Source organism: Acidimicrobiales bacterium, from assembly GCA_041394185.1.
GTDB lineage: Bacteria > Actinomycetota > Acidimicrobiia > Acidimicrobiales > Poriferisodalaceae > JAAETH01.
Genome location: JAWKIQ010000006.1, coordinates 37,795 through 50,980 on the forward strand (window position 1 = coordinate 37,795; position 13,186 = coordinate 50,980).

The 13,186-nt window shown below is 65.5% G+C and carries 14 protein-coding genes; 6 read left to right on the top strand and 8 right to left on the bottom strand.

All coding sequences use genetic code 11. The features are described from left to right. Window positions 1-9: 9 nt before the first annotated feature. The 3 genes from R2770_21865 to R2770_21875 are packed head-to-tail and all read right to left on the bottom strand — an operon-like array spanning window position 10 to window position 2,100. Window positions 10-1,176 (bottom strand): hypothetical protein, encoded by a 1,167-nt coding sequence (locus R2770_21865; GenBank protein ID MEZ5283113.1) that lies wholly within the window; start codon window positions 1,174-1,176, stop codon window positions 10-12. Then, window positions 1,173-1,535: a DUF952 domain-containing protein gene (locus tag R2770_21870; protein ID MEZ5283114.1), complete on the bottom strand. Its 363-nt coding sequence runs from the start codon at window positions 1,533-1,535 to the stop codon at window positions 1,173-1,175. The genes R2770_21865 and R2770_21870 overlap by 4 nt, the downstream gene beginning before the upstream one ends. A gap of 19 nt (window positions 1,536-1,554) precedes the next feature. Next, window positions 1,555-2,100, bottom strand: coding sequence for a hypothetical protein (locus R2770_21875; protein ID MEZ5283115.1), 546 nt, complete (start codon window positions 2,098-2,100; stop codon window positions 1,555-1,557). A 109-nt stretch (window positions 2,101-2,209) separates the two neighbouring features. On the opposite strand from R2770_21875, the gene R2770_21880 reads away from it, so the two are divergent. Together R2770_21880 and R2770_21885 are read left to right on the top strand one after the other, a co-directional pair. Continuing rightward, entirely contained in the window at window positions 2,210-2,659 is a 450-nt protein-coding gene (locus R2770_21880) for a hypothetical protein (protein MEZ5283116.1), read from the top strand. 71 nt (window positions 2,660-2,730) lie between these two features. Then, on the top strand, window positions 2,731-3,873 hold the full coding sequence (locus tag R2770_21885; protein ID MEZ5283117.1) for a M23 family metallopeptidase: 1,143 nt from the start codon (window positions 2,731-2,733) through the stop codon (window positions 3,871-3,873). A 9-nt stretch (window positions 3,874-3,882) separates the two neighbouring features. Here the strand turns inward: R2770_21885 and R2770_21890 are convergent, their stop codons facing one another. The 5 genes from R2770_21890 to R2770_21910 all read right to left on the bottom strand — a co-directional run bounded on the left by R2770_21890 (window position 3,883) and on the right by R2770_21910 (window position 9,700). Further along, on the bottom strand, window positions 3,883-4,692 hold the full coding sequence (locus R2770_21890; GenBank protein ID MEZ5283118.1) for an ATP-binding cassette domain-containing protein: 810 nt from the start codon (window positions 4,690-4,692) through the stop codon (window positions 3,883-3,885). 30 nt (window positions 4,693-4,722) lie between these two features. Next, on the bottom strand, window positions 4,723-5,430 hold the full coding sequence (locus tag R2770_21895) for a TetR/AcrR family transcriptional regulator (protein MEZ5283119.1): 708 nt from the start codon (window positions 5,428-5,430) through the stop codon (window positions 4,723-4,725). Window positions 5,431-5,584: 154 nt separating this feature from the next. Continuing rightward, window positions 5,585-7,486 carry an ABC transporter ATP-binding protein gene (locus R2770_21900; GenBank protein MEZ5283120.1) on the bottom strand — a complete coding sequence of 634 codons (1,902 nt, stop codon included), beginning with the start codon at window positions 7,484-7,486 and terminating at the stop codon, window positions 5,585-5,587. Window positions 7,487-7,491: 5 nt separating this feature from the next. Beyond that, window positions 7,492-9,273, bottom strand: coding sequence for an ABC transporter ATP-binding protein (locus R2770_21905; protein MEZ5283121.1), 1,782 nt, complete (start codon window positions 9,271-9,273; stop codon window positions 7,492-7,494). Then, on the bottom strand, window positions 9,263-9,700 hold the full coding sequence (locus R2770_21910; protein MEZ5283122.1) for a MarR family transcriptional regulator: 438 nt from the start codon (window positions 9,698-9,700) through the stop codon (window positions 9,263-9,265). Before R2770_21910 ends, R2770_21905 begins: the two co-directional genes overlap by 11 nt. Window positions 9,701-9,766: 66 nt before the next feature. Here R2770_21910 and R2770_21915 point away from each other — a divergent pair, with 66 nt between their 5' ends. Genes R2770_21915 through R2770_21930 form a run of 4 tightly spaced genes read left to right on the top strand, consistent with a single transcriptional unit; the run spans window position 9,767 to window position 12,765 of the window. Beyond that, on the top strand, window positions 9,767-11,077 hold the full coding sequence (locus R2770_21915) for a hemolysin family protein (protein MEZ5283123.1): 1,311 nt from the start codon (window positions 9,767-9,769) through the stop codon (window positions 11,075-11,077). Next, the gene (locus R2770_21920) at window positions 11,074-12,111 is read left to right on the top strand and encodes a hemolysin family protein (GenBank protein ID MEZ5283124.1); all 1,038 of its coding nucleotides are present in this window, start codon (window positions 11,074-11,076) and stop codon (window positions 12,109-12,111) included. Before R2770_21915 ends, R2770_21920 begins: the two co-directional genes overlap by 4 nt. Then, window positions 12,098-12,442 carry a hypothetical protein gene (locus R2770_21925; GenBank protein ID MEZ5283125.1) on the top strand — a complete coding sequence of 115 codons (345 nt, stop codon included), beginning with the start codon at window positions 12,098-12,100 and terminating at the stop codon, window positions 12,440-12,442. The genes R2770_21920 and R2770_21925 overlap by 14 nt, the downstream gene beginning before the upstream one ends. After that, entirely contained in the window at window positions 12,439-12,765 is a 327-nt protein-coding gene (locus R2770_21930) for a hypothetical protein (GenBank protein MEZ5283126.1), read from the top strand. The genes R2770_21925 and R2770_21930 overlap by 4 nt, the downstream gene beginning before the upstream one ends. Window positions 12,766-13,186: the final 421 nt, after the last annotated feature.

Genomic DNA, 13,186 nt, shown 5'->3' on the forward strand with positions numbered 1-13,186 from the left:
GCCCTGGCGCTAGGTGGCGTCGCGGCTGTGGTCGGCGATGGCCTCGATCGCTTCCTGTTCGTCGTCGGTGATGACGATCAGGTCCAGCCAGCGCCGGCCCGCTCCAACGGCTCGTAGGACATCGATCACCGGCACGTCGCGGGTCCAAAAGCGCCGACCCAGGAACACCATGGGGCTCGGTTCGCCGACGGTCTCGTAGTGGTTCTGGGTCGCATCCTGGAACACCTCCTGCACGGTTCCTGCCGAACCGGGGGTGAACACGATGCCGTGGGTGGCGATTGTGACCAGGCCATCTTCTCGCACCGAGTTGGCGAAATACTTGGCGACGTGTGAGGCGAAGGCGTTCGGTGGCTCGTGCCCATAGAGCCAGGTCGGGATGGCGATGCTGTGAACCTCGGGCCCGGTCGCCGCCGATGCGAGCTGATGGCGGACTCGAAACGCCGCAGCCAGCCAAAGATCCGCCGGATCGAAGTAGGGGGCGACGGCCAGAAGACCCAGAGCCTCGGACAGGGCTTCGTCTGGCATCGGTGCCAGATAGGCGCCCAGGTGGGTGGCCTCCATGGCGCCCGGCCCGCCGCCTGAAGCCATCGTGATGCCCCGCCGGGACAGGGCCCTCGAAATCCGGGCGACGGCGGCGAACTGTTCGGTCGTGCGATGCAGGCCGTGGCCGCCCATGACCGCCGCGATGCGCCGTCCTTGGGCGAACTCGGCCAAGGCGTCGGTCATCGAATGGTCGTGAAGGCGCCTGGCCAGGGTTTCAACGATGTCGGCGCCCGTCGATCGGCCGGTGTCTACCCAGTGGCGATAGACCCGGGCGTCGAAGGTCTGGGCGTAGGTACCCGGGTCGTCGGGGTCGAAGCCGCCGTACAGGTCGTCGACCGAATAGAGGCTGTGGCGGCAGGTGGCGAAGGGTTTGTCGGGAAGTGCGGGAAACACGACTGCGCCCGCATCGAGCAACACGGCGTGCAAGTTCTGAGGGATGGTGCAGCCAATGAGGACCAGTCCGCCCAGATGCCGTTGTGTGAGGGCGCTGGCAAACGGGGTGAGATCCAGCCCCTGCACCACCACGTCGTGCAGATCGGAGCGGGCGTCGAGCACCTCGCTCAGATGCGCAACCGAATCGATCTCGACGAGGTGGGACGACCCGAGCGAGTGAGGCGTTGGCTCGGGCGTCACGAGCGGTGTTCGGGCGGAAGTTGGCGCCCACCGGACGCGTCAGCGTCCCACGGGTGAACCGCGACGACGGCCGATGTGGGGATGGGGCCGTAGCTGTGGGGGAACTCGCGTCCCACGGTTGGGGCCATCTCCCACACCAATGCCCCATCTGGCAGTGCCGAGGTGTCGACCTCGAGCAGAATGAGCCCCACGACGCCTGCATAGTGGCGCTCGGTCGTGGCCAGCAGTTCGTCGCGCGTCGACATGTGGATGAACCCCTCGGCCTCGAGAGATGGGTGGGTATACACACCTTCGAGTTGTGCCTGCTGCCAGGCCTGCGGCGTGCTGATGTGGAAGACGTTGATGGGTTTGGGCTGCATCGCTACATGTTGGCCCAGGTCATGGCCTGGTCATGCGCAACAGGCTCAGGAGCCGGCGCGAAGACCCCTGGGTCGACCACGCAGCCCTGACGGCCCAGCTGGCGGGGTCGTAGGCATGCAGCACCCACCACCCTGCGGGAACGAACAATGTGTCGCCAGGGTGCAATGTCGCATTGTGCGGCTCGAGCGAGAGGTGTACTCGCACCGAGGACGCCAAGTCTTCGTGCGAGCTGGTGTCGGAGGCCAGGCGATCGATTGTCGCCGTCGGCAGCCGTGATCTGTTGGTCACCTTGCGCAGATCGCCGGGGGCGAACACGGCCGCCGATGAAGCCGATGCGACCTGGTGGATGGAAAGGTTGAGCGTCCGGTGTCGACTGGCCCGCACCAAGACCTCGGAGTCGTCGCCATCATCGGTGCTGGTGCAGGCAGGGTTGGCGAACCGATCGATCTCGGCGTCGAACAGCACCGTCCACGAGGGCTCGCCGCGAACCACCATCGGGCGCGACAGGTCGTCGGTGGCCGCCTCGAACATCATGGGGGTCGAGGCCGGCATTTCATCCAGCACGGCGCCACCCTAGGTGGTTTTGTATTGCCACAAAAGGTGGCTACTCGGCACGGGTTTGGGCGGGTAATCCGCGTGTAAACCGCGCTTCCGATCTGTCACAGTGTGTGCCGTGACGAACGCTTTCAGCACCCGGACCGCCTTAGTGGCGCTGGCCGTCGTGTTGGCGACGGTCGCCGGCAGTTGTTCGGGCGCTTCAGATGCTCCAGACGAGGCATCGACCTGTGCTGCGGCAACCGAGCTGTCGTCGGTGCTGGACCGGCTGCGCCACCGCAGCAGCCTCCCCACCCCGTCTCAGCTGCGCTCAGATGTCGAGGCGAGCGAGAATCTACTGGGCGTTTTGGCTGACTGGGCTCCCGCCGACCTTCAAGGCGACGTCGCGACCGTGACGGCGGCGGTCGAGGTGTACGGCTCGGCCGTGTCGCGCGCCGACTACGACCTGTTGGCTGCCCAAACCCAGTTCAGCACCGACGAGCAGGTGGCGCTGTACGAGCTGGAGAGCGATGTCGCCTCGAGCGCCATCGACAGTCTCGACGCCTTCGCCGCGTCGTGCGCTCCTTAGCCGACCGCCTTTCGCGGCGGTTTCGACCGCCCACGGTTATCTGGCATCGGTGCCGGTCGAATTGACATCAGGTGACCTCCAAGTCGCATCGACGCGCGCTCTGGCTGCTGGTACTGCCGCTGACGTTCGCCGCACAGACCGCAAGCACGGCAGCAGACGACGGCCAACAGGCCGAGGCCAACGACGCCGTGACACCCGCGGCCGAAGCTCAAGCCGCAAACACCGGCGAACGAGCCGCCGTCGACATACGCGCCTTTGTGCAGGCCCGCGCCGCTGAGAGGGTCGAGGCCGCACAAGCCGGGGACGCCGAGGCCCTGTCGGCTCTGCTGGTGGCCGACGACGATCTCATCTCGATGGCAGCCAATGTCCAGGTTGCTGGGTCCGAGCTGGACACAATCCAATTCGAGCACCGAGAATCGATCGACGAGTATCGCGATGCCAAGGACGTGCTGGACCTGCAGTTGGCCACGCTCTACGCGATAGGTCCGGTTCGCAGCAGGGTCGAGTTCGACGGATCGTCGGTGCTGGACGCCGTGGGGCGCACCATCTTGCTCGACTCGGTCTTCGCAGCATCCGAGCAGAGGGTCCTGGACGCCTACCTCGCAACCGAACTTGCTGTCGACGTCGAGGCGCTCGCCGAAAGTCGCATCCAGGCCGAGGCCGTTCTGGCCGAGCTGCGCGCCAAGCGGCTCGATGCGTTGCAGACCGCCGAAGCGACCGCCGCCGAGCTGGAGCGCCTGGCCGCGTTGCCCGACGACGTCGTGTTCCCGGTGGCCGGCGACTACAACTTCGTCGACACGTTCCTGGCTCCGCGGATGTACGGAACCCCAGATGCCCACCGGCACCAGGGAACCGATGTGTTCGCCCCCGCAGGCACCCCGCTGGTGGCGACCGAGAGGGGCATCGTCGTGCGCATCGGCGAGATCCGCCTGGGTGGCCTGCGGCTGTGGCTGATCGGCGAATCTGGAACCCACTATTACTACGCCCACTTGTCAGGGTTCGCCGACGTGACCGAGGGTCAGTTCGTCGAAGCCGGAACCGAACTGGGATATGTGGGCAACACCGGCAACGCCATCAACACCCCGCCACACCTCCACATACAGGTTCACCCGGGTGGAGGCAGGGCGGTGAACCCCTACCCGTTGCTGCGCCAGTTGGCCGACCGCGATGCCGAGTTGGCCGAACAGGGTCTTGCGCCGCTGGGCCTCGGATGACGCAGCTGCTCAGCGGGTGCTGCCGCTGGCAAACGCAAAGTACCTACCACGGCGTGTCTCGAGCTCGAGATCGAGACCAAAGGTGGCCGACAGGTTTTCGGCGTTCATCACCTGCTCGATCGGACCACTTGCGATGGGCTTGCCGTTGCGCAGCATGAGAGCGTGGGTGAACCCCGGCGGAATCTCGTCGGTGTGATGGGTGATCATCACCATCGCCGGAGTCGCGGGGTCTGAAGCCAACGAGCCGAGGCTGTCGACCAGCTGCTCGCGTCCGGCGAGGTCGAGACCCGCAGCGGCCTCGTCGAGAACCAGCAGGCCAGGGCTGGTCATCAGCGTGCGGGCAAGCAGCACCCGTTGCATCTCGCCAGACGACAGCGAACCGAACTGGCGCTCGGCGAATTGCTCGCAGCCCAGCTGAGCCAAACACTGAACAGCCCGCTTCTTGTCTTCGAGGTCATAGGAATGCCACCACGGCTCGAGGGCGGCGTTCTTGGCCGTCATGACCACGTCGGACGCACTGATGTCGGGGCGGAGCTGTTCGCGAAACGCCGAGCTGACGACCCCGATGCGCTTTCGCAGCTCTCGCACATCGGTCTGGCCCCACCGTTCGCCCAGCACCTCGACCGTTCCGGTGCTCGGGTAGCGATACAGCGTCAGGATGCGCACCAGAGAGGTCTTGCCCGAGCCGTTTGGGCCCAGGACGACCCAGCGTGACGACGGCTCGATTTCGAGGTCGATTGGACCGAGCACTACCGACGAGTCGTACACGACCGAGACATCGGTCAGGCGTGCGGATGGCGCGCTGAAGGGTTGGTTCACACCCACAGCGTCTCACATCAAAGGCAGGGTTCAGGCCTTGTCAGCTGAACCCTCGTGGGCGGCCACGATCGATTCGGTGCTGGGCCACTCGGTGGGTATCGGCTGGTTCTTGGCCCACGTGATCTCGTCTTCGACGGTGGGCTCGGCACAGCCGATGACACCCAGCAGCGAGGGCAGAACCAGGTCGATCCTGCCCTCGAGCGACTGGGGCAGGTCGCCCGAGCGCAACGACCGCACCAGCTCACATCCCACCGCGGCCAAGGCTTTGGTGTGCCAGGCGCACACCTCGCGGGCGGTGCCAGGGTTGGCGCTGGACAAGATGTCATGAACCTGCAGAACGACATCGGGCGTCGGCAGATAGCGAGCGTCGACCAGAGCAGCTATGGCGTCGAGCCAAACGGGGTCGACGGCGGCGCGATGCATCACCGACAACGCCATCGCGTTGACCAGGCGTGGCAGCGTCGGGGACGGGTCGTTCGAGCGTTCGATCATGTCGAGCACCGAGATCTCGAGCGCTTCGGCTTCGATTTGAGCTAACGACTCCAACGCCGACGTCTTGTCGTCGAAGTGGTTGTAGAACGTGCCCACGGCTACATCGGCTCGGTCGGTCACCGACCCGACGGTCAGGTCTTCTACTCCCGATTGGGCCAGCTCCCTTCGGAGCGAACCCAACAGGTCGAGATGAGTCCTGCGCCTGCGTCGCGTTGCACGATTTGTCAGTTGAGGCTCACTCGTCACCGGCGCTGCCGCCTGATGTCGTTTCCACCACTACATTCGTTTAGCAGACTTCGGACGGTGACCACCGTGACCGCGAGATTCATGGGTGGAAGCGATCTCAGGGCTGAAACGTTACTCAGCGTGAGTGGTGGAACACCTTTCGCGAAGATGAACTCTAGGAATGTGACTGCCACATCGCGAACATCTCGGCATAGCGCCCGCCCTGGGTCACCAACTCGTCGTGCGAGCCCAACTCGACCACCCCGCCGTCGGCGATGACGGCGATGCGATCCGCTTTGCGGGCGGTGGCCAGCCGGTGGGCGATGATCACCGCCGTCCGCCCCTCTAGCAGCTTGTCGAGTGCAGCTTCGATTCGGGCTTCGGAACGAAGGTCGAGCGAGCTGGTGGCTTCGTCGAGCACCAGCACTCGCGGCCCCGCCAAGAAAGCCCGTCCCAGCGCCAGCAGCTGACGCTCGCCCGCGGACAGCGAGAGCCCACGTTCGTGCACCAGCGAGTCGAGGCCGTCGCCCAACTGGTCGATCAGCTCGGACAACCCGACCAGCTCGACGGCCTGCAACAGCCGCTCGTCGGAAGCGTCGGGGTCGGCGAAGGCCAGATTGTCGCGAATGGTGCCGTTGAACAGGAACGGCTCTTGGGGCACAACACCCAGTTGGCTCCGCAGAGATCGCAGGGTCACCCGCGACAGATCGTGCCCGTCGATGGTGATGGCTCCCGACTGGGGGTCATGGAAACGCACGACCAGCTTGGCGATGGTGCTCTTGCCGGCACCGGTCTCGCCGACGAGGGCCACGGTCTGGCCTGCCTCGATCACCAGATCGACATCGCGCAGCACGGGTTTGGCGGGGTCATAACCGAACGTGACGCCGTGCAGCTCGATGCGACCCTCGATGGGTGGCAGCTCGTAGGCATCGGGGACCTCGGCGACCGATGGCTCGGTGTCGAGCACCTCTGCCAGCTTGCGCATGGCAGCCGTGCCTTGTTGATAGGTGTTGTACAACTGCACCAACTGCTGAATGGGGGCGAAGAACACCGTCACATACAGCACGAAGGCCGCCAACTCGCCCAGCTCGAGTCGGCCGTCGAGCACCGCCTTGCCGCCGATGGCCAACACAACCGCCTGGGCCACCACACCCACCGCCTCCGACGACGGACCATAGATGGCTCCAACCTTGGTGGTGTAGAAGTTGGCGTCGCGGTACTTACCCACGATCTCGCGATGAATCTCAGCGTTGCGCTGGCGGCGGTTGAGAGCGGTGACCACCCTGATGCCAGCGAGGTTCTCGGACAGGTCGGCCAACACCTCGGCGATGCGGTCCCTGACCGTGTCGTAGCCGCGCTCTGAGACCCGGCGAAACCACAGCGTCAGCGCCAGCAGGGGCGGCACCACTACGAAGATGACCACCGCAGCCAACACCGGGTCGTAGGCGAACAGGATGCCGGTGACCACGATCAGGGTCAGCGCCTGCACGAACAGGTTGGTGAAGCCGTCGATGACCAGCTGGGTGATTGCGTCGATGTCGCTGGTCATGCGGCTCATCAGCACGCCGGCCTTGGACTCGGTGTACCAATCGAGTGACAGGCGCTGGAAGTGGCTGAACACCCTGATGCGCAGGCTGTACATGACACCTTCGCCCAGTCGTGAGGTGAACATGATGCGGGCTCGGTTGACCACCGCGTTCACCGCCACTGCCGCGATGTAGACGATGACCACGATCACCAAGGCTCGCTTGTCGCCCGGTGTCACGCCCTTGTCGATGCCGATCTGGGTCAGCATCGGCCCCAGTTGCATGGTGACGGTCTCGACGACGAGCAGCAGCAGAGCGATGGCCACCGCACCCCAGCGATCGCGGAACAACTGGGTGAGCGACAGACGCGACGGTCCAGGGTGAACCGGGTCGAAGTCGATTTGAGGGTCGGGGTGTTTGGGCTCGCGCTCGAGGATCTCGTTGGCCTTGGCTTCCAACTCGGCCGGCACACCTGCGAACGGCAACCCAGCCGCGGCCGAGGTCTGGGTTCCGGAGGGCCCCGCGAACGGCGACCCGGGGGGAGGTCCCATGCCCATCAGGCGACCTCGATTTCGCTGTCGAGAACCGCACGGTACAGCGGTTCGGTTTCCAGCAGAGCCTGGTGGGTGCCGATGGCTATGACCTTGCCGTCACCAAGGAGGGCAACCCGGTCGGCCAACGCGATGGTCGAAAGGCGGTGGGCGATGATGATGGTGGTGCGGGCCTCGAGCAGGGCCTCCAGCGCCGTGTGTATCTGGGCTTCGACCTGCACATCGATGGCGCTGGTGGCGTCGTCGAGAACCACGACCGGAGGGTTTGCCAGCAGCACCCGCGCGATGGCGATTCGCTGGCGCTGGCCGCCTGACAGGTCATAGCCCCGCTCGCCGACGACGGTGTCGTAGCCGTTCGTGAGAGCGCTGATGAACCCGTCGGCCTGTGCAGCACGAGCCGCCTCGACGACTTGTTCGCGCGTGGCGTCTGGCCTGGCGTACGCGATGTTGTCGTGGACGCTGGCCGAGAACAGGAATGGTTCGTCAGGCACCAGACCCACGGTGTCCCTGAGGCTCTTGAACGTGAGGTCTTTGACATCTTGCCCGTCGACCAGCACCGAGCCCTCGGTGGCGTCGTAGAACCTCAGCAACAACCTGGGGATCGTCGACTTTCCGCTGCCGGTTGCGCCCACCAGGGCGACCCGTTCGCCAGGCTCGATGGTGAGGTCGAGGCCATCCAGCACCTTCACCGGCTCGGCCACGCTGGCACCACCGATGGTCTCGGTGCCATACGAGAACCCGACCGACCGGAACTCGATGCGGCCCTTGGGGTCGATCAGGTCGATGGCCCCTGGGCGTTCGACCACCGTGGGAGCCTCGTCGAGGATCTCGAAGATGCGCTCGGCAGACGCCTTGGCTCGCTGGGCCAACATGATGATCATTCCCAGGAACCGGAACGGCGCCTGCAGGACGACGATGTACACGTTGAACGCCACCAGGTCACCGATGGACAGGTTGCCGTCGATGACCTGCAGCCCGCCGTACAGCAACACCAGCGCCAGCGCCAGACGCGGCAGGTTCTCGATGATGGGGTTGTGGTTGGCGCGGGCCCGCTGCTGTTCGAGGTTGGCCCACCGCAACCGCTCGGCCGCCCGGGCCAGTGCGTCGATCTGGCGCCTCTCGGCCGCGAAAGACTTGACCACGCGCACGCCGTTGACGTTCTCGTCGACGATCGACGCAATCTCGGCCATGCGTCCCTGGACTATCCACGACTGGGGAAACATGATGTCTCGGAGGCGTCGGCCCACCAGGTAGACGCCGGGCATCGTGGCCAGAGCGATCAGCGTCAGCGTGACGTCGATGCTGAACATGATGACCAACGCCATGGCGAAGCTGACCAACTGCACGGCCATCAACGGGGCGAAGGCAAAGAACATCTGGATCGAACGGATGTCGCTGTTGGCGCGGCTGATTATCTGGCCGGACTGAACCCGGTCGAAGAACGAGAACGACAGCCGCGACAGGTGGTCCTGGATCAGCGTTCGCATCTGATACTCGAGCTTGAACGCCATCGTGTACAGGCCATAGCGATAGCCGAAGGTCAACAGTGCCCGCACGACCCCCAGCACGACCAGGGTCACCACCAAGGGCCACAGCGCCCTGCTTTGGCTCTCTAGCGCCGTGTCGATGGCGCTGCGCAACACCAGCGGTATCGAAACTCCGATGGCCATGGAGCCCACCGCGGCGAGCAAGGCCAGCGACAACCGCATGCGATGGGTTGCCAGCAGGGGGCCGAGCCTGGCTAACCAGCCGCGGTCTGGTGCCCCGATCCTGGAGTCATCTGGCATTGGCATCTCGAGCGCGGTTCAGTGGTCCTATCCAGCGCGCCAACCATTCGAGCAGCTCGTAGTCGAAGTAGCCGTCGGGTTCGGAGGCCAGTTGTTGCAGGCGTTGCGCAGCGGCACGACGACCGTTGTCGAGGGCCGCGCGACCCTCGTCTGTGATGTACAGGTTCACCCGGCGCCTGTCGCAGTCGTCCGGGATGCGCTGCACCAGGTTGCGGTTGGCCAAACCGTCGACCAGAGCGGTCAGCGACGGCGGCTTTATCTGGGCCTTGCGGGCCAGGTCGCTGGCGGTGTCGGTTGTGGTCTCGAGGTGCAACAAGAGGCGGAACTGGGGGAGGGTCAGCTCGGCATCGGCGAGGGTGCGCTCGATGTGTCGTGCCAACCGGGCACCCGCCTCGGCCGCTCGCAGCATGGTGTCCTCGCTCGACATGGGCCAGAAGGGTAGCCACTGGCGCGGCAGCGCACCGCATGCGCGAGTGGCCGCCCGGTACGATCCTTGCCCATCGACGGTTGGCTCGGATTCCTGGCGGTGGCGCTACTCATCGCGGTGAACGCATTGTTCGTCGCAGGCGAGTTCGCGCTGGTGGCTGCAGATGCGGCCCGTATCAACGCGCTCGGCGCCGAGGGGGGTAGGCGGGCGCGGGTGGTCGCCGGCCTGCGCAGGCGTCTCAGCTTTCACCTGTCCGGAGCTCAGCTGGGCATCACCTTGTCGTCTCTGGTCCTGGGTTTCGTGGCCCAAGACACCATCGGCAGCTTCCTGGGATTCATCCCGGGCATCGAGGCCGACGGTGCCAGCACTGCAGCGCTGGCACTGCTGGTGGCAACCGTTTCGCAGTTGCTGTTCGGCGAGTTGATCCCGAAGAATCTGGCGATCGCCAGGCCCGAGGGTGTTTCGCTGTTCTTGGCTCCGATCCTGGCCGCATATGGCAAGTTCGCCAGCCCTGTGATCCGGTCGTTCGACGCGTCGGCCAACTGGCTCGTCAGGCGCATGGGCGTCGAGCCCGCGGAAGAGTTGTCGTCTACCAGGTCTCGCGAGGAGCTTGCCTACGTCATCAAGAACAGCAGTGTGCAAGGCACGATGGCAGATGACGTTCTGGTGCGCCTGGAGCGGGTCATTCGCTTCGGCGACCGCAACGTGGCCGACATCTTGATCCCGCGGGCCGACGTAGTGGCCGTCAGGGCGGTTTCGCCGCTGGCCGACCTGACCGCGCTTTCCATCGAGACCGGACGATCGCGCTTCCCGGTCATTGGCGACGATCTGGACGACCTGCGCGGCATGGTCGAGGTGACCGATGTGCTCGCGATCGAGCTGGGCGAACGTTCTGAGGCCACCGTCGAGCAGATAGCCCGCGAGCCGCTGGTCGTGCCGGAAGGGCGGGCACTCGATCGCCTGCTCGACGACTTCCGCGCCGCAGATGCCAGATTTGCCGTGGTGGTCGATGAGCATGGCGGCACCGCAGGCATCGTCACTCTGGAGGACCTGCTCGAGGAGCTGGTGGGCGAGATCGACGACGAGTACGACCAGGTCGCCGTCACCCACACCCGCCGCGCCGGTCTGCTCGAGGTCGACGCCTCGCTGCACCTCGACGATGTGGGCGAGTTGATCGGTGATTCGCTGCCAGACGGACCCTACGAGACCATCGGCGGATTCACCCTGTGGCTGGCGGGGCGTATTCCCTCGGTGGGTGAGAGGTTGGCGTGGGGCGATTGGGCCTTCGATGTGCTCGAGGCCGATCGGCGCCGGGTGTCGCGCATCGCAATCCGTCACGTCCCCGCCCCGGAACAAACCCCCGGAGCCAGCCGGTGACCGCCGGGATGCTGGCCATCAGCGGCCTGTTGATCGTGGTCAACGGCTTCTTCGTGGGTGTCGAGTTCGCAGCGTTGGGTGCCCGCCGCGCAGATATCGACAGCCGGGCCGAGTCTGGGGCGAGGTCGGCGCTGGCAGCCCAACGTCTGCAGACCGACCTGGGGGCCACACTTGGGGGTGCCCAGTTGGGCATCACGATGGCCTCGCTGCTGCTGGGCATGATCGCCGAGCCCACCATCGCTCACAAGCTCGAGCCGCTGTTGCACGACTTGGGCGCGGGCGAGGCGCTGGTGCACCCGATCTCGTTCGCCGTCGCGTTGTCGATCGTGGCCTATCTGCACATGGTCGTCGGGGAGATGGTGCCCAAGAGCCTGGCCATCGCATCACCGGAGGGCGCGCTGGTGGCCATAGCCCTGCCCATGAGGGCGTTCGTGTGGCTGGTGCGACCTCTGAACACGGTCCTGACCCAACTATCCAACCTGTTCCTGCGTCTGATCAGGGTCGAGCCGAAGAACGAGCTCGACGGTGCGGCCACCACCGCCGAGCTGCTTTCGATGGTCGAGAACTCGGCCGCCGAAGGGCTCATAGACGAAGACGACGTCACACTGATCGGCGCAGCGGTGGCCTTTGGTCAGTTGACGGTGGAGCAGGTCATGGTGCCGATAGAGGACGTCGTCGCCGTTCCCATCTCGGCTTCGGCCCAAGAGGTCGAGCAGACCATGGTCGACACCAATCACGCGCGCCTGGTGGTCTACGAAGAGAACATCGGTGCGGTGCGCGGTTTCGTTCACGGCAAGGACCTGCTGCATCTGACCCCCGCGTCTCGCCAGGCGCCTCTGCGGCAGCGCCATGTGCGACCCATGGTGCGGGTACCCGTCGGCTCGTCTCTGCCGGAGGTGCTTCTGGCGATGCGTCGGTCGAGGATCCATCTCGGACTGGTCGTCGAAGATGGGCGCTCGATCGGCGTGGTGAGCCTCGATCGAGTGTTGGCCGAACTGGTGAGCGCCGACAACGGGTCCGATGCCGGGTCGTGAGACCACAGACACCTTCCAGATCGTCTATGGGTTCGCGCTCGCGTTGATGGTGGTTGTGACCGGCTCGGGTGCTGCCACCATCTTGCTGGGCGATTCGCTGGGGGGATGGGTCGGCCGCAACTCCGAGGCGTGGGTGCTGGCCCTGTTGGTGCCGCTGCACTGGGAAGTGTTGGTGCCCGACTTCGACCCGAACGCTCCCGATCCGGGCGCCACACCTCGCTTCGGTGGGGCGATTGCTCCGGTCGGCACCGTCGTGGCCATGTTGGGTTTGGCGCTGGTGCTCGAGATCGATGCGCGGCAGCGGCGCTGGGACTTGGGCCGGCCATCGTGACCTGGGCCGAAGCCTTCCTGGCGTCTGCGGTGATTGCTGCCTACCTGGCTTGGAGCCGCGGATACCTGGGGTTTGGGTCATCACCTCGGGGCGGGTCCGCAGTGGTTGGCTTCTCGCGCCGGGTGATCCTGTACCTGGTGTTGACCGGCTATGGGCTGGCGGTGTTGTTCGACTTCCAGATCGGGTGGGTCAGGGACAACGCCGAGGCCCATTGGGCGATTCTGGCCGCCGCTCTGTGGTTCGATCTGATCGCAGGCAGGCGAGGACACGCGGAGCGGTCATCGCTGCAATGTGGTTTGTGGGGCTCTTGGCCATTCCGTTGATCTCTAGCTCGGAAGTGTTCGAGCAGGGCGTCTTCGACGGGACGATCTTCGACAACGCCTCGGTGTGGCTAGGGCGCACGACCGAGGCCAACATCGCGGCTGCGCTCGTGTCGGCATATTTCTGGGTCCGTTCGGGATGGGTGAGGCTTCCGGGTCGAAGGTGACACCACTCTGGGTGGCCGACCTACCGCTCGGCCACTACAGGGCGTAAGCTCCTCCAACTGTGCTCCGTCGTGTCGCACTGATCGTTCTGGCCGCCGTCTTGTTGATCGGCACTCCGGCCTCGGCACAGTCCGAGCTCGACCAGGCGCGATCGAGCCGAGGCCGCCGCTGCGGCTGCCGACGACGCTCGCGACGCCGCAGCCGACGCCCAGGCCCGTGCCGATGCGCTGGCCGAGCGGCTCGAAGAGTCTGTTCACGC

Excerpts from the sequence above, each read along its gene's own strand:
- R2770_21870 (MEZ5283114.1), bottom strand. The coding sequence starts at position 1,535 with ATGCAGCCCAAACCCATCAACGTCTTCCACATCAGCACGCCGCAGGCC.
- R2770_21900 (MEZ5283120.1), bottom strand. The coding sequence starts at position 7,486 with ATGGGACCTCCCCCCGGGTCGCCGTTCGCGGGGCCCTCCGGAACCCAG.
- R2770_21905 (MEZ5283121.1), bottom strand. The coding sequence starts at position 9,273 with ATGCCAGATGACTCCAGGATCGGGGCACCAGACCGCGGCTGGTTAGCC.
- R2770_21910 (MEZ5283122.1), bottom strand. The coding sequence starts at position 9,700 with ATGTCGAGCGAGGACACCATGCTGCGAGCGGCCGAGGCGGGTGCCCGG.
- R2770_21925 (MEZ5283125.1), top strand. The coding sequence starts at position 12,098 with ATGCCGGGTCGTGAGACCACAGACACCTTCCAGATCGTCTATGGGTTC.